Annotated in this window: 17 protein-coding genes and 1 pseudogene; 13 read left to right on the top strand and 5 right to left on the bottom strand. The window is 71.1% G+C overall.

Translation table 11 applies throughout. From position 1 onward, the window contains the following. Positions 1–2 precede the first annotated feature (2 nt). Positions 3–716 (top strand): alpha/beta fold hydrolase, encoded by a 714-nt coding sequence (locus tag A3G1_RS0119590; RefSeq protein WP_245563531.1) that lies wholly within the window; start codon positions 3–5, stop codon positions 714–716. Next, positions 713–1,840: an AI-2E family transporter gene (locus A3G1_RS0119585; protein ID WP_018351181.1), complete on the top strand. Its 1,128-nt coding sequence runs from the start codon at positions 713–715 to the stop codon at positions 1,838–1,840. Before A3G1_RS0119590 ends, A3G1_RS0119585 begins: the two co-directional genes overlap by 4 nt. Before the next feature lie 79 nt (positions 1,841–1,919). Here A3G1_RS0119585 and A3G1_RS0119580 read toward each other — a convergent pair whose 3' ends face one another. The 4 genes from A3G1_RS0119580 to mce form a co-directional block, all read right to left on the bottom strand. Next, the gene (locus A3G1_RS0119580) at positions 1,920–3,722 is read right to left on the bottom strand and encodes a hypothetical protein (protein WP_018351180.1); all 1,803 of its coding nucleotides are present in this window, start codon (positions 3,720–3,722) and stop codon (positions 1,920–1,922) included. A gap of 142 nt (positions 3,723–3,864) precedes the next feature. Beyond that, positions 3,865–5,109 carry a DivIVA domain-containing protein gene (locus A3G1_RS0119575; RefSeq protein WP_026212299.1) on the bottom strand — a complete coding sequence of 415 codons (1,245 nt, stop codon included), beginning with the start codon at positions 5,107–5,109 and terminating at the stop codon, positions 3,865–3,867. A 119-nt stretch (positions 5,110–5,228) separates the two neighbouring features. Then, positions 5,229–6,545 carry a crotonyl-CoA carboxylase/reductase gene (ccrA, locus tag A3G1_RS0119570; RefSeq protein ID WP_018351178.1) on the bottom strand — a complete coding sequence of 439 codons (1,317 nt, stop codon included), beginning with the start codon at positions 6,543–6,545 and terminating at the stop codon, positions 5,229–5,231. 242 nt (positions 6,546–6,787) lie between these two features. Further along, positions 6,788–7,240 carry a methylmalonyl-CoA epimerase gene (mce, locus tag A3G1_RS0119565; RefSeq protein WP_018351177.1) on the bottom strand — a complete coding sequence of 151 codons (453 nt, stop codon included), beginning with the start codon at positions 7,238–7,240 and terminating at the stop codon, positions 6,788–6,790. 37 nt (positions 7,241–7,277) lie between these two features. Here mce and A3G1_RS0119560 point away from each other — a divergent pair, with 37 nt between their 5' ends. The 8 genes from A3G1_RS0119560 (at position 7,278) to A3G1_RS0119525 (ending at position 16,743) form a co-directional block, all read left to right on the top strand. Next, a complete protein-coding gene (locus A3G1_RS0119560; protein ID WP_018351176.1) occupies positions 7,278–8,462 on the top strand; it encodes an acetyl-CoA C-acetyltransferase in 1,185 nt (394 codons plus the stop codon). After that, entirely contained in the window at positions 8,462–8,845 is a 384-nt protein-coding gene (locus A3G1_RS0119555) for a hypothetical protein (RefSeq protein ID WP_018351175.1), read from the top strand. Before A3G1_RS0119560 ends, A3G1_RS0119555 begins: the two co-directional genes overlap by 1 nt. Next, positions 8,842–9,792, top strand: a complete 951-nt coding sequence (gene meaB, locus A3G1_RS0119550) for a methylmalonyl Co-A mutase-associated GTPase MeaB (protein ID WP_018351174.1) — start codon at positions 8,842–8,844, stop codon at positions 9,790–9,792. The genes A3G1_RS0119555 and meaB overlap by 4 nt, the downstream gene beginning before the upstream one ends. A 165-nt stretch (positions 9,793–9,957) precedes the next feature. Beyond that, the gene (locus A3G1_RS0119545) at positions 9,958–13,044 is read left to right on the top strand and encodes a hypothetical protein (protein ID WP_157641232.1); all 3,087 of its coding nucleotides are present in this window, start codon (positions 9,958–9,960) and stop codon (positions 13,042–13,044) included. Further along, positions 13,041–14,177, top strand: a complete 1,137-nt coding sequence (locus tag A3G1_RS0119540) for an ATP-binding cassette domain-containing protein (protein ID WP_018351172.1) — start codon at positions 13,041–13,043, stop codon at positions 14,175–14,177. Before A3G1_RS0119545 ends, A3G1_RS0119540 begins: the two co-directional genes overlap by 4 nt. 13 nt (positions 14,178–14,190) lie before the next feature. Further along, entirely contained in the window at positions 14,191–14,841 is a 651-nt protein-coding gene (locus tag A3G1_RS0119535) for an ABC transporter ATP-binding protein (RefSeq protein WP_018351171.1), read from the top strand. 58 nt (positions 14,842–14,899) lie between these two features. Next, on the top strand, positions 14,900–15,682 hold the full coding sequence (locus tag A3G1_RS38760; RefSeq protein WP_018351170.1) for an Asp23/Gls24 family envelope stress response protein: 783 nt from the start codon (positions 14,900–14,902) through the stop codon (positions 15,680–15,682). 95 nt (positions 15,683–15,777) lie between these two features. Next, positions 15,778–16,743, top strand: coding sequence for a glycosyltransferase family 2 protein (locus A3G1_RS0119525; protein ID WP_040478841.1), 966 nt, complete (start codon positions 15,778–15,780; stop codon positions 16,741–16,743). On the opposite strand, the gene A3G1_RS38755 is transcribed toward A3G1_RS0119525, so the two are convergent. After that, positions 16,725–17,906, bottom strand: coding sequence for a mannosyltransferase family protein (locus A3G1_RS38755; RefSeq protein ID WP_018351168.1), 1,182 nt, complete (start codon positions 17,904–17,906; stop codon positions 16,725–16,727). The two genes, A3G1_RS0119525 and A3G1_RS38755, sit on opposite strands and share 19 nt — an antisense overlap. A gap of 170 nt (positions 17,907–18,076) precedes the next feature. Between A3G1_RS38755 and icmA the strand changes: the two genes are divergently transcribed. The 3 genes and pseudogenes from icmA to A3G1_RS38750 form a co-directional block, all read left to right on the top strand. Beyond that, positions 18,077–19,750, top strand: a complete 1,674-nt coding sequence (gene icmA, locus A3G1_RS0119515) for a coenzyme B12-dependent isobutyryl-CoA mutase large subunit (protein ID WP_018351167.1) — start codon at positions 18,077–18,079, stop codon at positions 19,748–19,750. Positions 19,751–19,762: 12 nt separating this feature from the next. After that, positions 19,763–20,671: a tetratricopeptide repeat protein gene (locus tag A3G1_RS0119510; RefSeq protein ID WP_040478840.1), complete on the top strand. Its 909-nt coding sequence runs from the start codon at positions 19,763–19,765 to the stop codon at positions 20,669–20,671. A gap of 317 nt (positions 20,672–20,988) precedes the next feature. Continuing rightward, a pseudogene (locus tag A3G1_RS38750) lies at positions 20,989–22,044 on the top strand (arginase family protein); the annotation flags it as partial. Positions 22,045–22,151 lie beyond the last annotated feature (107 nt).

The raw sequence follows: 22,151 nt of genomic DNA, 5'->3' as shown, positions 1-22,151 counted from the left end.
GCGTGTACCCGACCGTGCTGCTTCACGCCTTCCCGCTGTCGTCCACAATGTACGCCCGGGTGGCAATCCCGGACCTGATCGCTCCCGACCTCGCGGGCTTCGGTACCTCCGCCGTGCCGGACGCCGCCCCCAGCCTCGACGTGCTGGCCGGCGACGTCGTCGCTGGCCTTGACGCGCGGGGTGTGACCGGCGAGTTCGTCCTCGGTGGAGTGTCGATGGGCGGATACGTCGCGATGGCGATCCTCCGCCTGTACCCGCAACGGGTCAAGGGGCTGATCCTCGCCGACACCAAGGCCTCCGCCGACACGGCCGAAGCCGCGGCCACCCGGCTCGCGATGGCCGATTCGGTACTGGCGGGCGGCGATGACACCGCTGCCCTCCCGGCCAAGATGCTCGCCCCCGAGTCGGCTGTCCTCACCGCCGTCCAGGCCGCCGTACGCCAGGCCGATCCGGCGGCGGTCGCCTGGGCACAGCGCGCGATGGCCCAGCGCCCCGACTCGTTCGCGACGCTCCGCGCGGCCGTGATCCCCGCCCTGGTACTCGTGGGGGAGCACGACACGATCACCCCGCTCGCCGACGCGCGGGCGATGGCCGAAGCCCTGCCCGACGCCCAGCTCACCATCATCCCCGGCGCCGGCCACCTGCCGCCCTGGGAGAACCCAGTCGCGTTCACGACCGAGGTCACCGGCTTCCTGGCCGCTAGGCTACCGGCATGATCAGCCAGGACCCGGCAGCGGAAGAGCCGCAGGAGCCGGAGGAAACACCAGCGGAGACCGTCGTCGTCGAGGTCTCCCGGTTCGGCACGCCGGGCAAGCCGTTCAGCAAGTCACCGTTCCTCACCGGCCTGCTGGCCGGCGGCGGGCTGATCCTGGCCTGGGTCACCTACCAGGCACTGCTGAGCGTGTGGTCGGTGCTGCTGCTGGTCGGCGTCGCGGCGTTCCTCGCCATCGGGCTCAACCCGGCCGTCGTGAAGCTGCGCTCCTGGGGGCTCAACCGGGGGCTCGCGGTCGTCACGGTCGGCGTCGCGATGATGCTCGTCGTGTGCGGCGGCATCGCCGCCCTCGTCCCGCCGCTGATCCAGCAGGGCAACGAGGTCATCACGGCCTTCCCCGACTTCATCGAGGACCTCACCAAGAACGAGTGGCTGCGCGACCTCGACAAGAAGTACGACATCGTGAAGAAGGCCCAGGAGGCCGCGACCGCCGCGAACGTGAGCAAGATGTTCGGCGGGGTCCTCGGCGGGGTGAGCACGGTGGCCGGCGGGGTGTTCAACACCCTGATGACGTTCGTGCTGACCTTCTATTTCCTCGCGGCCTTCGACCGCCTCAAAGCCGGGGCGTACCGGCTGGCGCCAGCCTCCCGCCGCGACCGCGCCCAGCGGCTCGGCGACGAGATCCTCTCCAAGGTCGGCGAGTACATGATCGGCGCGCTCGGCATCGCGCTCTGCGCCGGTCTGTGCTCCTTCGTCTTCATGCTGATCGTCGGCATCCCCTACGCCTACGCCCTGGCGCTCCTGGTCGCGATCTTCGACCTGATCCCGCAGATCGGCGCCACGATCGGCGCGGTCCTGGTGTCCATCGTGGGCTTCGCGGCCGGCTCGGTGCAGGTCGGCATCGCCTGCGTCATCTTCTTCGTCCTGTACCAGCAGCTGGAGAACTGGGTCATCTACCCCAAGGTGATGAACCGGGCCGTCGCGGTGACCGACCTGGCCGCCATCATCGGCGTGCTGATCGGCGTGGCACTGCTCGGCATCGTCGGCGCCCTCATCGCCGTACCGGCCGTGGCCGCCATCCAGCTGATCGTCCGCGAGGTCATCCACCCCCGCCAGGACCACACCTGACCGGTTATCCGCACGAAGAAACGGGCCAGCCGGATCATCTCCGGCTGGCCCGCTCGCATTCCTGGCTCGTACTGCTTCGCTACTTGGCGGCCTTCGCCGGAGCAACCTTGGCCGGTGCAGCCTTGGTCTGAGCCGGCTTCACGGTGCTCTTCACCTCGGCCCGCCCCGTACCGGTCGTCTTCGCGGCGACCACGGTCGGCTTGCTCGGCTCCGCCTTGACCTCGGGAGCCTTCACCTCGGCCTTGACCTCCGCCTTGATCTCGGCGGGCTTGCTCCCGGCGGGCTTCGCTTCCGCAGCCTTGACGGGCTCCGGCTTGCTCGGCTCGGCCTTGGCCGGCTCCGGCTTGGCCTCGGCCTTCGGAGCTTCAGGTGCCTTGGCCACCGCTGCCTCAGGTGCCTTCACCGGGGCCGCTTCGGGAGCCTTGGCCACGGCCGCCTCAGGTGTCTTGACCGCAGCCGGCTCGGGTGTCTTCGCCACGACTGCCTCGGGTGCCTTCGCCGCGGCGGCCGGCTTCGGGGCCGGCTCGTCGTCTTCCTCCTCGGCGACGGCCAGCAGGGCCGCGGAGTTGCCGGTCAGCTTGGCCAGGGTCTCGCGGAGCCTGGCCACGTCCTCCCGGATCTCCTGCCGGCGGTCGGCCAGCTCGGCGATCTTGCGGTGCGCGTCGCCCACAATCGACTCGGCCTCGGCCTTCGCGCTGTTCAGGATGGCAGCGGCCTCGGCCTTCGCCGCGCCGGTCGCCTTGGCGGTGTGCTCGTCGGCCGTCTTCCGCGCGGCGGTGAGCGTGTTCTCCGCCTGCTCCCTGGCCGACGTGCGCAGCGACTCCGCCTCGGCCCGGGCCGTGGTCAGCGTCTGCTCTGCCTGGGTCTTCGCCGCGGACAGCGCCAGCGCGCCCTCCGCCTTGGCCTGCTGGAGCAGCCGCTCGGCCTCGGCGCTGCTGGAGGCCTTCAGCGTCTCGGCCTGGCTGCGAGCCGAGGCCAGTGCCTTCTCCGCCTGGGCGCGGTCATCGGCGGCCTGCCGCTGGGCGTCGGACCGCAACTCCTCGATCTCGCGCTGCGCGGTGGCCCGGCGCTCGGCCACCTCCCGCTGGAGCTGCTGGTGCAGCTCGGTGACCTGCTGCTTGGTGGTCGCGCGGAGCTGCTGGGTCTCGGCGTGGGTCTGCTCGGCCTGGCTGCGGGCCGCCCCGAGCATCTGCTCGGCCTGGACCCGGCTCTCCGTCCGCAGCGTCTCGGCCGCCCGCTGGGTCTCGGCCGTGAGCTGGTCCGCCTGGCTGCGTGCCCCGGAGACCAGGCGCTCGGCCTCGGCACGGGCTTCGGCCAGCGCGCGGTTCGCGGCGGCGGTCGCCTCGCTGACCTGCTTCTCCAGCGCGGACCGGCGGGTGGCTTCCTCCTGCTCGGTCGCCGTCCGGCGCGCGGTCAGCGCGGTCTGGAAGTCCTTTGTGGCCTGCTCGGCCTGGGTACGCGCCGCGGAGATGATCTGCTCGGCCTGGCTGCGTGCCTCGGCGAGCGTACGCTCGGCGGCCGCGCGCTGGTCGCGGACCGAGTCGGTGGCCCGGGACGTGATCTGCCCGGCCTCCTCCTCCGCGAGGGCGAGGATCTGCTCGACCCGCGGGCCGAGGTGCTTGTACTGGGCCTTGTCACCGACCACGGAACGACGGCGCAGCTCAGCCATCTCGTTCTGCAGCTGGGTGACCTGGGCCGCGTACGCCTGCACCTGGGCGTAGGCCTCTTCGCGCTCGGTGGCGAGGTTGACCAGGACCGCGTCGGCCTGGGCCACCCATCTGTCCACCTGCTTGCGGTCGTAGCCCCGCAGCGCGGTCTCGAATGTTGTTTCAGTTCCGGAGGAGTTGCTGCCCAATGTGAAGACATTGTCCTGCTGCGCCATACACCCCATCCTAACCAGAGGGCCTGTGTGGCCGGTGTGAGGACGACGTGGCGAAATCGGTGCAGTACAGACCGGGTACAACACGATGGCGCCGGGCAGGAGACCCGGCGCCATCGTGGCAGGACACTGTGTTACTGGACGGCTACTTGTCGTCCTTCTTCTCGCTGTCCTTGTCGTCGCTCTTGTCGCCGCCGAGCACCCCGGCGAGCGCGCCGCCGCCGATACCGGCCAGTCCGCCGAGCATCTCGCGGAGCTGGCTGAGCTGAGCGGTGACCGAGTCGCGCTGACGGGTCAGCTCCTCGACCTCACGGCGGGCGGCCGTGGTGGTCAGCTCCGCCTCGGTACGAGCCTCGGAGGTGAGGCGGTTGGACTCACTGAGTGCCTCGGTCGTCGTCTTCTCGGCGAGCGCCTTGGCCTTCTCGATCGTCTCGTTGGCGTTGCGGTCCGCCTCGATCCGGCGGGACTCGGCCCGCTGCTCGGTCTCCTTGGCACGCTCGTCAGCGGTACGCGCCCGCTGCTCGGCCTCGGTGACCAGCTTCTGGGTGGCGGAGACGGCGGCGGTGTGCCGCTCGGACTCCTCCCGCTCGGCCGTCTCGCGCCGCTCGGCGAGCTCGAGCGCGAGGGCCTGGAGGTCCTTGTCCCGCTTCTCCTTGGCCTCGGCGTAGAGCTTCGTCGCCTCGGCGCGCTTCTCCTCGGCCTCGCGTGCCGCCTTGGCCCGCAGCTGCGTGATCTCCCGCTCGGCGGTGGCCCGCAGGGTGGCGACCTCACGCTCCACAGTGGCCCGCAGCTCGGCGACCTCGTGCGCGGCGGAGGTCCGCTGCTGCTTGGTCTCCCGGTCGGCGTCCGCCCGCAGCGTGTCGGCCTCCCGGCGCGCCTGCACCCGCATCTCGGCGGCCTCGCGCTCGGCTGCGGTCTTCAGGCCGCCAGCCTCCCGCTCGGCTGTCGCCTTCATCGCCGCGGATTCGGCCCGGGACTTGTCGGTGATCTCCCTGGCTTCCAGCCGGGCGGTGGAGAGGATGCCCTCAGCCTCACGCTTGGCCTCCGCGCGATGCTCGTTGGCCTGCTCCTCCGCCAGGCGGAGAATCTGCTCCACCCGGGTGCCGAGGCCCGACAGCGTCGGCCGGGAATTCTCCTCAATGGCCTTCGACTGCTCGCTGAGCTTCTGCTCCATCGATCCGAGCCGCTGCTCGGACTGGCGGAGCCGGCGCTGGGCGTCCGTCATCCGCTGCTCGGCCTCTGACCGGGCACCTTCGGACTGGCCCAGTGCCGCGTTGAGCCGCTGGACGAAGTCGTCGACCTGTGCGCGGTCGTAACCGCGCAGGACGACCGTGAAATCGGGTTGCGTGTTCGCTTGCTCGAAGAATGTCATGGAGGGCTGCTGGGGCATTGGCTCATACTCGCAGACCGGCAGGGGTCCGGCCAAGGGTGCGATCCCTCGACCCGGACCGAGAAATACGTATACGAACGGTCTCTAACCGTAGGGCCGAGAACACGCTCTGTCAAAGGTCACTGCCCCCGGAATCGGTTGATCGCATCAAGGTGCTTCGCGCGGAACTCAGCGTCCCGCACACCCTGCCCTTCCTCATCCGCGAGGCAGAGCACGCCGACCTTGCCCTGGTGCTGGTTACGGTGCACCTCGTAGGCAGCCTGGCCAGCCTGCTCCAATGAGTAAACTCGCGAAAGGGTCGGGTGGATACGGCCCAGCGCGACAAGCCGGTTGGCCTCCCACGCCTCGCGGTAGTTGGCGAAGTGACTGCCGACGATCCGCTTGAGGCTCATCCACAGGTAGCGGTTGTCGTAGGTGTGCCAATATCCCGAAGTGGACGCGCACGTGACGATCGTGCCGCCACGCTTGGCGACGTAGACCGAGGCGCCGAAGGTCTCGCGGCCCGGGTGCTCGAAGACGATGTCGGGGTCCTCGCCGCCGGTCAGCTCGCGGATCTTCTTGCCGAAGCGGCGCCACTCGGACTCGTCCTGCGTGTGCTCGTCCTTCCAGAAGGTGAACTCGCGGCGGTCGATGATGTGCTCGGCGCCCATCTTGCGGCACAGGTCCGCCTTGTCCTCACTCGACACGACGCAGACCGGGATCGCGCCGCCGTTGAGGGCCATCTGGACGGCGTAGGAGCCGAGGCCGCCGGACGCGCCCCAGATCAGCACGACGTCGCCCTGCTTCATGTCGGCGCCGTTGGTGGAGACGAGCTGCCGGTAGGCGGTCGAGTTGACCAGGCCGGGGCTGGCGGCCTCCTCCCAGGTGAGGTGGGCAGGCTTCGGCATGAGCTGGTTGGCCTTCACGAGTGCCATCTCGGCCAGGCCGCCGAAGTTGGTCTCGAAGCCCCAGATCCGCTGCTGCGGGTCGAGCATGGTGTCGGAGTGGCCCTGCGGGTCCTCCAGTTCGACGCTCAGGCAGTGCGCGACGACCTCGTCGCCGGCCTTCCACTTGGTCACGCCGGCGCCGACCGCGAGCACGACGCCGGCCGCGTCGGAGCCCACGACGTGGTAGGGCAGGTCGTGCTTGGGGGAGATCTTCCCGTACTTCTCCAGGAACCTGAACGTCGACACCGGCTCGAAGATCGAGGTCCACACGGTGTTGTAGTTGACCGCGCTGGCCATGACGGCGATCAGCGCCTCGCCCGGCCCGACCTCCGGCGTGGGCACCTCGAGCATCGTGAGCGACTTGCGCGGGTCCTTGTCGCGGTGCTCGACGCCCTCGAACATCCGCTCGTCGGCAGCCCTGACCACCATGCCCCGGTAGCTGGCCGGGATCTTCGCCGCTGCGATGGCAGCGCGGTCTCCGGCGTTGATCGCCTCGCGGATGTCGTACATGGGTGCCTCCTGTGACCGCCGTCTCTTGCCCGGATGTTACTCACGGGTAGCAGGGTCGGCGCAGCACTCTGTGAGATACGGCACTCTGCCAGTTCGGAATCTACATGAACGATCGTTCAGGCGGGGTGGTGAGTGGCGGAACGTGTGCGAATTCTTTGCCCGGTCGCACGGCACCGGCCGCCGTAGTGCCCGGAGTATCCGGGATTACGGCGGCCGGTGGTGGCTAGCTGGAATCTGGAGGGTTACCTGGCGGGTTCGACGAGCTCGACCAGCACGCCGCCGGCGTCCTTCGGGTGCACGAAGTTGATCCGGGAGTCCGACGTGCCACGGCGCGGAGCGTCGTACAGCAGCCGGACGCCGCGTTCACGCAGCGCAGCGCAGGCCGCGTCGATGTCGGCGACGGTGTACGCCACCTGCTGGACGCCCGGCCCGCTGCGGTCGAGGAACTTGGCGATCGTCGATGCGGGGGACAATGGAGCCAGGAGCTGCACGCAGCCGCCCTCGGTACCGGGGCCGACCGCCAGCATGGCCTCCCGCACGCCCTGTTCCTCGTTGGTCTCGGTGTGTATGCAACGCATGCCGAAGGTGTTCTCATAGAACGCGATGGCGGCGTCGAGGTCGGCTACGGCCACCCCGACGTGGTCGATGCGGAGCAGGCCGATACCGTCGGGACGGGGTGCTGCGGAGTTGGTCATGCACCTAGTCTGGACGAACTTCTCGCATGGAGGCGACATGGGCTCGGTGATCGTCGGCGGCGCGCGTACCCCGATGGGGCGCCTGCTGGGCAACCTCAAGGACTTCTCGGCCGCCAAGCTCGGCTCGGTGGCGATCAAGGCCGCGCTGGAGCGCGCCGGTGTCGCCCCGGAGCAGGTCCAGTACGTGATCATGGGTCAGGTGCTCCAGGCAGGTGCCGGGCAGATGCCTGCCCGCCAGGCCGCAGTCGGCGCCGGGGTGCCGATGAACGTGCCGGCCCTGACCATCAACAAGGTCTGCCTGTCCGGCCTCGACGCCATCGCGCTCGCCGACCAGCTCATCCGGGCCGGCGAGGCCGAGATCATCGTCGCGGGCGGCATGGAGTCGATGACCAACGCCCCGCACCTGCTCACCGGGCAGCGTTCCGGGTACAAGTACGGCTCGGTCGAGGTGCTCGACCACATGGCCCACGACGGCCTGACCGACGCCTACGACGCGATCCCGATGGGCGAGTCGACCGAGAACCACAACAAGAAGCTCGACATCTCGCGCGAGGACCAGGACGCGTTCGCCGCGCAGAGCCACCAGCGCGCCGCCAAGGCCCGCGACAACGGTGTGCTCGCCGAGGAGATCGCCCCGATCAGCGTCCCGCAGCGCAAGGGCGACCCGATCGTCCTGTCCGAGGACGAGGGCATCCGCGCCGACACGACGGCCGAGACGCTGTCGAAGCTGCGCCCGGCGTTCGCCAAGGACGGCACGATCACCGCTGGTTCCTCCTCGCCGATCTCCGACGGTGCGGCCGCGGTGGTCGTGATGAGCAAGGCCAAGGCCGAGGAGCTGGGCCTGGAGTGGATCGCCGAGATCGGCGCGCACGGCAACGTGGCCGGCCCGGACAACTCGCTGCACTCGCAGCCGTCCAACGCGATCAAGCACGCGCTGTCCCGTGAGGGCCTGGCCGTCTCCGACGTCGACCTGATCGAGATCAACGAGGCGTTCGCGGCCGTGGGCATCCAGTCGATGCGCGACCTGGGCATCACCGACGAGATCGTGAACGTCAACGGTGGCGCGATCGCGCTCGGCCACCCGATCGGCATGTCCGGCGCCCGGCTCGCCCTCACCCTCGCCCTGGAGCTCAAGCGCCGGGGTGGCGGGGTCGGCGTCGCCGCGCTGTGCGGCGGTGGCGGCCAGGGCGACGCTCTCGTGCTGCGGGTACCGCGGGCCTGATGCGCGGGGTACCACTGGCGTTCTTCGCGTCCGCGCTCGGCGGCCAGACGGCCAGCCGGGCCGCGGACGGCTATGACGGCTACGAGTTCTGGCTGGGCGCCGACGAGCACGGCACCGGCGGGGCGCTCGTCGTCATGCGCGAGGACGAGCCGATGGTGCCGGACGAGCCGTACTGCCTGGTCTGGGGCGTGCAGGAGGGCACGACCTACGGCGGGGTACGCACGGTACGGGTCAGCGAGGGCCAGGTCGAGTTCGATCTGGCCCCCGGTAACGCCGCCGAGCTGGACGTGCCCCGGCGGTTCCGGATCGCCTTCTCCGTGGAGTACACAGAAATCGTGAAGAATGGTCTCAAGCGGACCCTGGGTGAGGATGTCGTGCAGTGAGAACCTATGACATTCCCGCCCTGGTCGCCGCTGCCCGCACGGGCGACCCGCGCGCCGTGGCCCGGCTGATCTCCCTGGTGGAGAACGACGCCCCGCAGACGCGCGAGATCGCCTCGGCGCTCGCCCCGCACACCGGCCAGGCCCCGATCATCGGGATCACCGGCTCGCCGGGCGTGGGCAAGTCGACGACGACGGCCGCCCTGGTCGGGGCGTACCGCGCGCAGGGGCTGCGCGTGGGCATCCTGGCCGTGGACCCGTCGAGCCCGTTCTCCGGCGGCGCGATCCTCGGCGACCGGGTGCGGATGCAGGACCACGCCACCGACCCGGGCGTCTACATCCGCTCGATGTCCAGCCGTGGCCACCTCGGCGGCCTGGCCGCGGCCACCCCGCAGGCGCTCCGCGTCCTGGAAGGGGCCGGCTGCGACATCATCATCATCGAGACCGTCGGCGTCGGGCAGGCCGAGGTGGAGATCGCCAGCCTGGCCGACACCACGCTCGTGCTGCTCGCCCCGGGCATGGGCGACGCGATCCAGGCGGTGAAGGCCGGCATCCTGGAGATCGCCGACGTGTTCGTGGTGAACAAGGCCGACCGGGACGGCGCGGACAACACCCTGCGGGACATCCGGGGCATGATCGCGCTCGGCGCGCCCGGGGCCGGCGACTGGCGGCCCCAGATCGTGAAGACGATCGCCGCCAAGGGTGAGGGCATCACCGACGTGGTGGACGCGATCGCCAGGCACCGGGAGTGGCTGACTACGCACGGTGAGCTGGCGTTGCGCCGGCAGAACCGCGCGGCGGCCGAGATCGAGGCCCTGGCGCTCACCACGTTGCGGGAGAAACTCGGCAATCTGCGCGGCGAGGCCGCACTGCCGGAACTGGCCGCGAAGGTCGCAAGCGGTGATCTTGATCCGTTCACCGCGGCCGACACGCTGCTGGCGAGCTTGTAAGACCTTTTCCTCTGTACCCCGGCCCGGTGGCCTTCTGCCGGCGGGCTGGTTAAGCTCCCTGCGCGAACCCGGCTCACGAATCCGGCGCGGCGGCTTGCAGTGGCCGCCGCGTTGTGTTCGGGGCTGCACGGCTGCGAGCCCGGGCGCGGATCAGGGGAGGACACGTTGACGGCTTGGACCGTCACGCTGCGTGGGATTCGGTACCGCTGGGGCCGCTCACTCGCCGTGCTGCTGCTCGCCACGATCGCGGTGACCGCCGCGGTGCTCGCCCCGGCGTACTCGCGGGCGGCCAGCGAGTCGATCCTGCTCGACGGGCTGCGCACCGCGCCCGCTGCCAGCACGGGGCTGTCCATCGCCGCGGCGTCCCCCGCCTCGGCGGCCAGCGCGCCGACCGCGAACACCAAGCTGGAGATCAGCAACGCGCTGATGAAGCACCCGGTGCTGCGCGACGCCTTCGGGGCGGCTGTCTCCTCGGTGGAGACCGAGGTCCTGACCGGTGAGGGCGCTGACGCCCTGTCGGCGCGGCTCGCGTACCGGGACTCAGCGTGTGAGCACCTCGCCGTGACCGGTACCTGCCCGAAGGCCGAGAGCCAGGTCCTCGTCAGCGACCGGACGGCCAAGGAGCACAACCTCGCGGCCGGCCAGCAGATCGTCGTGCGGCCGGGTGGCAGCGCCCGGACGGCGAAGACCCGCACTCTGACCATCACCGGTACCTACACCGCGAAGGACCCGGCCGAGTCCTACTGGGGCCGCACCGCCTACTTCTCCGCCGGTTACGCCGGCCCGGACGGCGCGAGCACCCGCATCGACGCGGTGTTCGCCGGCGTCGAGGAGGACGTCCGGGCCGCAGGTGGTGACCTGCGGCTGCGCGTCGAGCAGCCGCTGGACCCGGCCAAGCTGACCCTCGCCAACGTCGGCCAGGCCCGGGCCAGCCTCAAGCAGCTCGCGAAGGACCTGCCGCCGGGCGGGCTGCAGGTCAGCTCGGCGCTCACCGGGGTACTCGACGACATCGTGGTCGAGCAGGACGCGATCGGCCGCAGCGTGCCCGTGATCGCGATCCCGCTCGTGCTGCTCAGCCTGTTCGTGCTGTTCCTGCTCGTCGCGTCCGTGTCGGAGGAACGCTCGCCGGAGCTGGCCCTCGCGAAGCTGCGCGGGTACCCGCTGGCGAGCGCCGGGCGCTTCGGGCTCGCCGAGACGATGCTGCTGATCGTGCTCGCCGCCCCGCTCGGCCTGCTCACCGGTGTGACCGGGGTGCGGGTGGCGGCTGGGGCGCTGCTCGCGGACGGTACGCAGGTCGAGCTGACCGGTGCTGTGCTGCTCACGGCCGGTGCTGCGGTGCTCGGGGCGCTGCTGGCCGCCGCCGGGGCTGGGTGGCGGAGCCTGGGGCGGCCGGTGCTGGCTTTGCTCCGCCGGGTACCAGATCGGGCTCAGTGGCGGGCGACGGCGCTGGAGGTGGCGGCGGCGGTCCTGGCGGCAGCTGCCCTCTTCCAGGCCTTCGGTGACCGGTCGTCGCCGCTGGCGCTGCTGGCGGCACCACTGCTGGCCCTGGTGGCCGGCATGCTCGCCGCCCGCGCGCTCGCTGGTTACGCCCGTGGCTCGCTGCGGCGGGCCGCACGGAAGGGCCGCCTGGCCGGCCTGCTGTCGGCCGCCCAGCTGGCGCGCCGCCCGGCCGGGCACCGGATCGCCATCGTGCTGACCGTCGCCGTCGCCCTGCTGACCTTCGCGGCGAGCGCGTGGGACATCGCGGCCGTGGCCAGGGAGGACCGGGCGCGCGGCACGATGGGCGCCAACCGGGTGTACACAGTGGACGCTGCACATCCCGACGCGCTGGCCGCGATCGTCGCCCAGGCCGACCCGCAGCACTCGATGGCCGTGGTCCGGGGCCGCACGCACTACGCGGGCGGTTTCGTCGAGCTGCTCGGCGTGGACAGCGGCAAGCTCGCCGCCGTCGCCGACTGGGAGGGGCAGGACAAGGCGGCACTCGCCGCGAAACTGCACCCCGAGAAGATCCCGCAGCTGCTCCTCACCGAGCGCGTCGACGTCGACGTGACAGCCGCGGGGATCAGGGAGAAGGACCCGAAGGACAAGGACCGCAACGCGCCGGTGATCTCGCCGATCCGGCTCGTGGCCCTGGTCAGCAGCCCCGGCGAGCCGCCGCGCACGATCACCCTCGGCCAGCTCGCGAACGGCACGAAGACCTACGGCGCGGCCGTGCCGGGCTGCGCGTCCGGCTGCCGGCTGCTGGCGCTGGGCGTGAGCCGCACGCCGGGCACGACAGACCAGATCACCGCCGACCTCACGATCACCGCCATCAAAGGCATCGACAACCCGGGCTTCGCCACGGAAGGCAGGTGGCGCAAGCTCACCGCCCGTGCCCCGCAGGCAGAGATGACGGTACGGGCGGGGCAGGCACTCACCCTCACCATCCGCAGCAGCGATCCCGGTGACGTCCTCGCCGAGTACGTGCCGGCACCCGACGCGCTGCCCGTCGTCGTGGCCGGCGCGACCCCGGCCGCCGACGCGTCCGCGAAGGCGTTCAGCCTGCCGGCGCTCACCGAGCAGCCGCAGCCGTTCACGATCGCCGGCAAGGCCGACGGGCTGCCGAGAGCCGGGGCACGCGGGCTGCTCTTCGACCTGGAGTACGCGGCACGGTCGGCTGAGCGCACCGGCAGCCTCGCCGACGCCGACCAGCTCCGCTACGAGGTGTGGGCCTCGGAGAAGGCCCCGGAGGACCTCGACAAGCGGCTCACAGCCGCCGGAGCCCGCGTACTCGAAGCCGAGTCGTTCGACACCACGATGGCACGCCTCGACCGGCTCGCCCCGGCCCTCGCCCTGCGCCTGTACATGCTGGCCGGTGCCGCAGCCGTGCTCCTCGCGGCCGGCGCGGTCCTGCTCAGCGCGTACGTCGGCGCCACGGCCCGGCTGAACGAGCTGGCGGCGCTGCGGCTGGCCGGCGTGCCGGGGAAGGTGCTGCGGCGGGGGGTGGTCCGCGAGTACCGCTCGCTGCTGGGCGTGCCCCTGCTGATCGGCGTGCTGGCCGGCCTCGGCGGGGCGGCCGTCATGCTGCCCGGCCTCCAGCTCGTGTCGGTGAAGGACCCGGCGGGGCTGGGCAGGTTCAGCGACCTCGCCGTCACCGGCTGGCTGCCGGTGTCGGTGGCCGCCATCATCATCGGGCTCGCCGCCGCCGTGCTGCTGGTGCTGCGGATGCTCGGCAAGGCCACGCCAGAGCGGCTGCGGGAAGGTGTGCGATGAGTTCCGAAGCGCCCGAGTTCAAGGGCTGGCTGACGTCCCCGCCGGAGCCGGAGGCGTTTGGTGACGCCCCGGTGTTCGCTGAGGACCCGGTGTTCACCGCGCGGGCCACCGCCGAGCCACGCCGGCCGCAGCTGCTGGAGTCCCTGCCGGAGCTGGAACCGGTACCCGGGCCGGCGCCAGCCCAGCCGGCACTGCCCGACTGGGCACGCAGGCCCGAGCCGCCGCTGGTCGACCGGCGGGTCGAAGGCGCGCCCGTCACCTGCCGTGGCCTCGTCTACATCTACCGCCTCGAAGGCTACGACGTCGTCGCACTGTCCGGAGTGGACCTCGACATCGCCGCCGGTGAGTCCGTGGCGCTCGTCGGCCCGTCCGGTTCCGGCAAGTCGACGCTGCTGTCGCTCCTCGCCGGGCTGATCTCCCCGTCGGCAGGCCGGCTGGAGGTCGGCGGCTGCGACCTCGCGAAGGCGGGCGAGGCCGAACTCCAGCGGCTCCGCTCCCGCGACGTGGGCGTGATCCTCCAGGGCGCGGCCCGCAACCTGCTGCCGTACCTGTCGGCGGAGCAGAACGTCCACTTCGCGCAGGGCGGCGTGCCGCGCGGCGAGCGTTCCCGGCTGCCGCAGGCCCGCGAGCTGCTGAGTCTCGTCGGCCTGTCCGGGCGCAAGGCCAGGCTCCGCCCGACGGAGCTGACCCCGGGCGAACGCCAGCGCCTCGCGCTCGCGGTCGGCGTCGCCAACGGCGCCGGGCTGCTCCTCGCCGACGAGCCGACGAGCCAGCTCGACGCCCGTTCCCGGGACGAGATGCTGCGCGCCCTCGACGCCGTGAACCGGGCCGGCACGACGGTCGTCGTGGTGACCCACGACGCGGAGGTCGGCGCGCGGATGGGCCGGACGGTCACGATCCGCGACGGCCGGGTCGGGGCCGAGGGGCTGCGCGGCGAGGACTTCGCGGTGATCGGCCGGGACGGTTCGCTCCATTTGCCACCAGAGGTCCTCGACGTTTATGCACCTGGAACCTTGGTGCGGGTTGAGTTGCAACCGGACGGGACGGTACGACTGAGCCCATCCGGCACGACCGAATCGGCCGGGGCCGCGAAGCAAGGCGGGCGATTCGGCTCGGTCGGCACTGATTCATAGGAGGAATGGGTACGTGAAGACTCTGGTGGTCGAAGGTCTGACCGTCCGGTACGACGATCACACCGTCCTCAGCGACGTGTCGGCGGTGGCCGCACCCGGCCAGCTGCTGGCTGTGACCGGTACGTCCGGCGCGGGCAAGACGACCCTGCTGTGGGCGATGGCCGGGCTGCTCAAGCCGGCTGGCGGCACCGTCACGGTCGACGGCGCGGCACTGAAGGACCGCGACCACGCGGTCGGCGAGGGCGTCGTGCTGATGCCGCAGGACAACGGGCTGGCCGCGATCCTCACCGCCAGCGAGAACGTGCAGGTCGCGCTGCTCGCCTCCGGGGTGAAGCCCGACGAGGCCGGGCGGCGTACCGCCGACAGCCTGGAGAAGCTGGGCCTGACCGGCCAGGCCGAGCAGCTCGTCGAGGAGATGTCCGGTGGCCAGCAGCAGCGGGCCTCGATCGCCAGGGGCCTGGCCATGCACGGCACCATCGTGCTCGCCGACGAGGTCACGAGCGAGCTGGACGCGCAGAACCGGCAGCGGGTGATCGAGCTGCTCCAGGCGGAGGCCCGCCGGGGCGCCGCCGTCGTGTTCGCCACCCACGACCCGGAGGCCGCAGCCGCATGCGACGCGGAGCTGCACCTGGTCGACGGCCGGGCGGAGCTGGTCAGAGGCTGACCTCCTCCTGGCGGCGCTGGGGTCCCATCTGGACGGTCCGGCGTATAGGTTGGTGGCTATGAGCGATCTGGGCGCGGAGATTCCAGGGCCGCGTGTCGGCGGCTACGTGGACGGCAAGCAGCACCCGTACGGCAGCCCGCCTGCGTACCCGCCGCCGGCCAGCACCGAGCAGCCGGCCGCCGAGCAGGGCGGGCGGCGCAGCACGCTGGCCCAGTTCGAGAACTCGCACAACGTGCAGGGCGTGCAGCCGGGGCAGTTCGAGCCGGGTGGCCTGGAGGGCGGGCGCCGGCGGCTGGGTACCGACGACGGCGGGCAGCCGGCCAGGCGCGGGCCGGTGACGACGTTCGAGGCCGCCCCGGGCGGTGCCGGGCTGGGGGTTCTCGAACCGGAGCAGGCCACCGGGCAGCACCTGGCGGCCCTGATGGCCGAAGCGGAGCCGAAGGCCGGCCGGCGGCACGCGCCGGAGCCGCCGGTGCCCGGCCGTGGCGTGACCCGGATCGCCGACGAGGTCGTGGAGAAGGTCGCGGCCATCGCCGCCCGCGAGGTCGAGGGCGTCCACGACCTCGGCGGCGACGTGTCGCGCATGTTCCAGGTACTGCGGGAGCGCGCCGGGCTGGCCGGCGCGGATGCCCCGGCCACGCCGCGCGGCGTGTCAGTGCAGGTCACCGGGCACCGGGCCGACGTGCGGCTGACGCTCGTCGTGCAGTACGGCTACGTGGTGCTGTCGGTGTGCGACGCCGTCCGGGCCAACGTGATCGACACGATCGAGCGGATGCTGGGCCTCGACGTGACGGAGGTCAACATCGTCGTCGACGACATCCGGATGCCGGAGGACAAGTAGCCCAGGCATGCACAGATCGTGAATCGGCGTTCGCGTTCGGCCACCGCAGGCGGGTAGGTTGAGGGGCGCGCCCATCCCCCAGCAGGAGTTCTGGCATGCCTGACGTAGAACCGACGTTGTCCGTGGTCATCCCCATGTACAACGAGGAAGCCGTCATTCCGCTGCTGGTGGCCCGGCTCCGGCCGGCCCTCGACCGGATCGGCGAGGACTACGAGGTCGTCGCGGTCGACGACGGCAGCAGCGACGCGACGGCGGCAGTGCTGGCCGGGCAGCTCCGCCAGTGGCCGCAGCTGCGCGTGATCCGGCTCCGGCGCAACAGCGGCCACCAGTCGGCCCTCACCGCCGGGCTGTACCGGGCGCGTGGCTCCTACGTCGTCAGCATCGACGCCGACCTCCAGGACCCGCCGGAGGTCATCGAGGAGATGCTGAACCTCGCCCGCCGGGACAATTTAGACATCGTGTACGGGGTGCGCAACGACCGCAGCACCGACTCGCCCTTCAAGCGCTCCACCGCCGGGCTGTACTACTGGCTGATGCGCCGGCTGGCCGGCAAGTCCGTGCCCCGCCAGGCCGGCGACTTCCGGCTGCTCAGCCGGGTGTCGATCGAGGCGCTGCGCGAACTGCCCGAGCCGGCCCCGGTGTACCGGCTGGTCGTGCCGTGGCTCGGCTTCCCCAGCGGAGAGGTCGGCTTCTTCCGGGAGAAGCGGGCGGCCGGCTCCACCAAGTACCCGCTGTCGAAGATGGTCCGGCTGACCGTCGACAGCGTCACCAGCTTCTCGTCCGCCCCGCTGCGCCTGGCCACCTGGCTGGGCCTGGTCGGCGTGCTGACCTGCCTGGGCCTGCTGGTCTACTCGGTGGCCGCGCAGGTCGCCGGGCACACCGTCCCCGGCTGGACGTCGATGATCGTGGCCGTCGTGTTCCTGGGGGCGTGCCAGCTGCTGTGCCTGGGGCTGCTCGGCGAGTACGTGGCCCGGATCTACCAGGCGGTGCAGGGCCGCCCGGCGTACTTCGTCGCCTCGGACTCCCCGGACAAGAAGCTCTCTCAGCCGGCCCAGAGGTAGTTCAGGAACAGCGCGGTCAGCAGGGTCTGGATCGGCAGGGCCACGAACAGGTACGCGCGGGAGAGGTGGATACTGCTGCCCATCCTCGCCATGATGATGAAAACCGGGATGATCTCCAGCGCGTACCGGGTGACCGACTGCAACGGCATCGGCGGCCCGACCGGGAACACCAGCACGAGGAACAGGCTCGCCGCGCCGTAGACGACCAGGTACATCTGGTCGCGGCGCAGCTTCCACGGCCCCCACACGCACAACGCCAGCAGCGTCACCGAGCCGAGCGCCGTGACCAGGTCCAGCACGTTGTACACGGTCGTCTGGTACGGGAACGGGTCGGTCAGCAGCCGCCGCAGGATGTACCAGGACGACTCCCACGGCCACGACAGCGACCTGTTCCACGTGTCCTGCGCGTGCGAGAAGCGCAGCGGATCGTCGAACCGCACCCACGTGTAGGCGATGTACGCGACCAGCCCGGCCGGGATCAGCCCGGCGGCCAGGACGTCGGCCCGGATCCTCCGCAGGTTCCAGCCGCGCTGCCGCAGGTACTCGTAGGCGAACGCCAGCCCGAGCAGCACACCGGCCGACCGGGTCGCGCTGGTGAGCGCGCCGAGGGCACCCGCGTGCCACCACAGGCCCTTGCGCACGCAGTACAGCGCTGCCGTCACCAGCAGCATGAACAGCGACTCGTTGTACCCGACGTTGAGGAAGAACGCCGTGGGGAACGCGACCAGCGCGTACAGCATCCGCTCGGCTGTGCTGTCGCCGATCTCGGAACTCATCAGCCGGTACAGGATGATGAGGAAGCCCAGGCAGGCGAGGTTGCTGACCACCAGCGCCGAGCCCAGGAAGCCGAAGGGTGTCACGCTCTCGACCGCGCGGATCAGGATGGGATAGAGCGGGAAGAAAGCTGCGTCCTCGTAGATTTTCCCGTAGCCGTGCTCGGCGATCCGCAGGTAGTGCCCGGTGTCCCAGCGGTTAAAAATGTTACCGGCCGTCCATTGCGCCCGGCCCATCCAGAACGTCCCGATGACCAGGAGATAGGACAGGTGCGACACCGCCCACGCGGTACCGCCGGCGACCAGCGCCCGCCGCCACGGCCTGCCAGCAGCGCCGCCGGCAGCCGTCGGACCGGCTGCCGAGGCTGGCGAGAGTGGCTGGCTGAGCACCCGGTGAATATACCGATGCGGGGACAGCCTGCCAGCTCCGGATGATCAGGCATGTCCCTAGCGATCGTTAAGGTTGGCCGCCTACTATTCGGGGCGAGGCGCCATAAGCGCCGTCAGGTTTGCCCAAGCCCTACACCCACAGGGCTCAGCCCTACACCCAGGGGGAAGTCGTGGACGCCGAGCAGATCGCCACTGGCCGGGCGCGCTGGCAGCAGCGGTACGAGAAGTCGCGGGTCCGTGACGCGGACTTCACCACCCTGTCCGGCACGACCGTCGAGCCCGTGTACGGCCCGCCGGAGGGCGTGGACTACCCCGGCTTCGAGAAGATCGGCTGGCCGGGCGAGTTCCCCTTCACCCGTGGGCTGTACCCGACCGGGTACCGCGGCCGGACGTGGACGATCCGCCAGTTCGCCGGGTTCGGCAACGCCGAGCAGACGAACCAGCGCTACCACCTGCTGCTCAACTCGGGCACCGGCGGCCTGTCCGTCGCCTTCGACATGCCCACCCTGATGGGCCGCGACTCCGACGACCCGCGCTCGCTGGGCGAGGTCGGCCACTGCGGCGTGGCCATCGACTCCGCCGCCGACATGGAGGTCCTGTTCCAGGGCATCCCGCTCGGCGACATCACCACGTCGATGACGATCTCCGGGCCCGCGGTGCCGGTCTTCTGCATGTACCTCGTCGCCGCCGAGCGGCAGGGCGTCGACATCTCCGGCCTCGACGGGACGCTCCAGACCGACATCTTCAAGGAGTACATCGCCCAGAAGGAATGGCTGTTCCCGCCGGAGCCGCACCTCCGCCTGATCGGCGACCTCATGGAGTACTGCGCGGGCGAGATCCCCAAGTACAAGCCGCTGTCGGTGTCCGGGTACCACATCCGTGAGGCCGGGGCGACGGCGGCGCAGGAGCTGGCGTACACGCTCGCCGACGGCTTCGGGTACGTCGAGCTGGGCCTGTCCCGCGGCCTCGACATCAACAAGTTCGCGCCCGGCCTGTCGTTCTTCTTCGACGCGCACGTCGACTTCTTCGAGGAGATCGCCAAGTTCCGGGCCGCCCGCCGGATCTGGGCCCGCTGGCTGCGCGACGTGTACGGCGCCACGAGCGAGAAGGCCCAGTGGCTCAAGTTCCACACCCAGACGGCCGGGGTGTCGCTGACCGCGCAGCAGCCGTACAACAACGTGGTGCGGACCGCGATCGAGGCACTGGCCGCCGTGCTGGGCGGTACCAACTCCCTGCACACCAACGCGCTGGACGAGACGCTGGCCCTCCCGACCGACTCCTCGGCCGAGATCGCCATGCGCACCCAGGCCGTGATCATGGAAGAGATGGGCGTCACGAACGTCGCCGACCCGCTCGGCGGCTCCTGGTACGTCGAAGCCCTCACCGACCAGATCGAGGCCGAGGCCGAGCGGATCTTCGACCGGATCAGGGAGATCGGCGGCGACGGCAGCATCACCGCCGGCCTGCTCCGGGGCATCGAGGACGGCTACTTCACGGGTGAGATCGCCGAAAGCGCCTTCGTGTACCAGCAGGCGCTGGAGAAGGGCGACAAGCGGATCGTCGGCGTCAACTGCCACACCCCGACGATCAGCCACGAGCTGGAGATCCTCCGCGTGTCCCACGAGGTCGAGACCGCCCAGAACAAGCTGCTCAGCGACCGGCGCGCCGGACGCGACCAGGCGGCAGTCGACGCGGCGCTCGCCAAGATGGTCGAGGTCGCGCGGACCGACGGCAACCTCGTCCCGCCCATGCTCGACGCCTGCCGCGCCGAAGCCACCCTCGGCGAGATCTGCGACGCGCTGCGCGCCGAGTGGGGAGAGTACCGGGAGCCCGCGCGCTTCTGACACACTTCAGACATGAACCAGCTCGATCCGCGCACAGCACCATCGATGTTCACCCGCGGCGCAGTCGACCTCGGCGCGCTGCGGGACCGGGCAGCTGCCCAGGCCAAGGCAGCCAGCGGCGAGGCGTCAGCCCCGCCGCCAGCCCCGGCGTCCGCCACGATCGTCGACGTGACCGAAGCGACGTTCCAGCAGGTCATGGAGCGCTCCCTGGTGGCGCCCGTCGTGCTGCTGTTCACCGCGGAATGGGCCACGGAGGCCGGTGAGCTCCGCGCGGCCCTCGAGGCGATGGCCACCGAGGCCGCCGGCCAGTTCATCCTGGCCAGAGTGGACGCCGAGAAGGAGCCGCGGGTCACCGCGGCCCTCCAGGTCCGCTCCGTGCCGACCGTGCACGCCGTCATCGGCGGCCAGCTTCTCCAGGGCTTCGAGGGCGTCGTCCAGGAAGCACAGCTCAGGCAGTTCGTCGACGCCGTCATCAAGGCCGGCGGCGGCGAGCCAGCCCCCGAGCCGGAGGACCCGCGCCTCGAAGCCGCCGAGAACGCCCTCATGGACGGCGACCTGGCCACGGCCGAAGCCGAGTACAAGCAGATCCTCGCCGCCAAGCCCGGCGACCCGGTGGCCCAGGCCGGGCTGTCGCAGGTGGAACTGCTCAAGCGCCTGGCCGGCGTCTCACCGTCGGCAGCGCTCGCCGCGGCCGAGGCCAACCCGGACGACGTGACCGCGCAGACCCTGGCCGCCGACGTGGAGGTCCTCACCGGGCAGGCCGAGCAGGGGTACAAGCGGCTCGTGGACGTCGTCCGCAGGACAGCGGGCCCGGAGCGTGAGCAGGCCCGGCTGCACCTGATCTCGCTCCTGGCGCTGGCGGCACCGGAGGACCCGGTGGCGCAGAAGGCGCGGCGGTCGCTGGCCGCTGCTCTGTTCTAACTCTTCCTGCCCGTTCGAGCCGCCACTGTTGTGCTTCCGGGGGCTTGCCTGGTGGGTTCCCGGTCTGCCAGGTTTTCCTGGGGGCAGTTTCCGCTGCGGTGGCTCGTTGTTCGTGTTCTTTACGTGGTTCCGGTCAGTGGGTGTCACGGTGCCGGTCCAGGGGAGTCCCTGGCCGGTCGCCGGGTCGTCCGGCGCCGGTAGCCCGAGATGGGGGCCCGGGTCGCCGGAACGGCGTGCGGGCCGGGCCCAGCCAGCCGATGGCGGGGATGCTGGGCCGTGCGTGCTGGTTGTCACCGTCGATCAAGGAGGTTGGGCCGATGCCGACCCGCCGGATCGCCGTGCTCGACGCGCCGTCCAACCTCGGCCTGCGGCCACCAACCATCGGATCGGTACCCGGCTGCGCCAAAGCACCCGGAGCGCTCCGCGACGCCCGGCTCGTCGACCGGCTCAAGGCGTACGACGCGGGCTGCGTGACCCCGCCCCGCTACGACCCCGGCGAGTGGCGCCCGGGCGACGGCGTGGCCCAGGCCCCGGCGGTGGCCGGCTATGCGCGGATCCTCGCCAACCGCGTAGGGCTGCTCTTGGACGAGGGCTACTTCCCCGTCGTACTGGGCGGCGACTGCTCCATCACCCTCGGGATCACCCTCGCGATGCGGCGCAGATCGGCGGCACTGGCCGCCGAAGCGGCAGTTGAGGCAGCGGAAGCCGCCGCCCTCGCGGCCGAAGAGGCCTCCATCGCCGCCGAGGCCGAAGCCGACCCGGAAAAGTACGCCGCAGAGGTCGCGGCAGCCGTCCGCGCCACCGTGCTGCCGCCACTCCTGCCGGACGGGCCACGGTACGGGCTCGTCTACATCGACGGGCACTCGGACTTCCGGCACGAGGGCAACGCGCCCTTCGTCGGAGCGGCGGCCGGCGAGAACCTGGCACTCGTCACCGGCCGGGGCCAGCTGAGCCTCACCGACATCGACGACCTGAAACCGTACGTCCACGACGCCGACGTGGCCGTGCTCGGCATCCGGCACAACGACGAACACCGGCTCGACCTGCAGGCAGCCGGGATCGAGTACCGGACAGTGCCGTCCCTGCGCACCGAAGGCGCCGCCCGGAGCGCAGCCTGGGCACGCGAAGTACTCGCCGACTGCGCCGGATACTGGCTGCACGTGGACGTCGACGTGCTCGACCCGTCAGTGATGCCCGCAGTGGACGCGCCATCGGCGGGCGGGATCGCCTACGGGGAACTGGAAGTCCTCATCGCCGAGCTGACCGACACGCCACAGTGCCTCGGACTGCACGTGACGGTGTTCGACCCGGACTACGACCCGGACGGCGAGCACGCGGAGGACCTGGTGCAGCTGCTGGCGAACAGCCTGCGGTAGCGGGCGAGTTCCGTGCACGCCGGCGCTCTGGCCAGCGGCGGGAGCCCGGAAGTTATCCACAAGGTACGGACACTGTGGATAACGAGGCCGGGATGCGTGCAGGC

Origin of the sequence: Longispora albida DSM 44784 (assembly GCF_000379825.1) — a bacterium.
Lineage (GTDB): Bacteria > Actinomycetota > Actinomycetes > Mycobacteriales > Micromonosporaceae > Longispora > Longispora albida.
This window is presented reverse-complemented; position numbering and strand designations above follow the sequence as displayed.

What these genes read in the sequence shown, in the direction of transcription:
- A3G1_RS0119585 (WP_018351181.1), top strand. Translation starts at nt 713, where the DNA reads ATGATCAGCCAGGACCCGGCAGCGGAAGAGCCGCAGGAGCCGGAGGAA.
- A3G1_RS0119580 (WP_018351180.1), bottom strand. Translation starts at nt 3,722, where the DNA reads ATGGCGCAGCAGGACAATGTCTTCACATTGGGCAGCAACTCCTCCGGA.
- A3G1_RS0119575 (WP_026212299.1), bottom strand. Translation starts at nt 5,109, where the DNA reads ATGCCCCAGCAGCCCTCCATGACATTCTTCGAGCAAGCGAACACGCAA.
- ccrA (WP_018351178.1), bottom strand. Translation starts at nt 6,545, where the DNA reads ATGTACGACATCCGCGAGGCGATCAACGCCGGAGACCGCGCTGCCATC.
- mce (WP_018351177.1), bottom strand. Translation starts at nt 7,240, where the DNA reads ATGACCAACTCCGCAGCACCCCGTCCCGACGGTATCGGCCTGCTCCGC.
- A3G1_RS0119560 (WP_018351176.1), top strand. Translation starts at nt 7,278, where the DNA reads ATGGGCTCGGTGATCGTCGGCGGCGCGCGTACCCCGATGGGGCGCCTG.
- A3G1_RS0119555 (WP_018351175.1), top strand. Translation starts at nt 8,462, where the DNA reads ATGCGCGGGGTACCACTGGCGTTCTTCGCGTCCGCGCTCGGCGGCCAG.
- A3G1_RS0119540 (WP_018351172.1), top strand. Translation starts at nt 13,041, where the DNA reads ATGAGTTCCGAAGCGCCCGAGTTCAAGGGCTGGCTGACGTCCCCGCCG.
- A3G1_RS38760 (WP_018351170.1), top strand. Translation starts at nt 14,900, where the DNA reads ATGAGCGATCTGGGCGCGGAGATTCCAGGGCCGCGTGTCGGCGGCTAC.
- A3G1_RS0119525 (WP_040478841.1), top strand. Translation starts at nt 15,778, where the DNA reads ATGCCTGACGTAGAACCGACGTTGTCCGTGGTCATCCCCATGTACAAC.
- A3G1_RS0119510 (WP_040478840.1), top strand. Translation starts at nt 19,763, where the DNA reads ATGAACCAGCTCGATCCGCGCACAGCACCATCGATGTTCACCCGCGGC.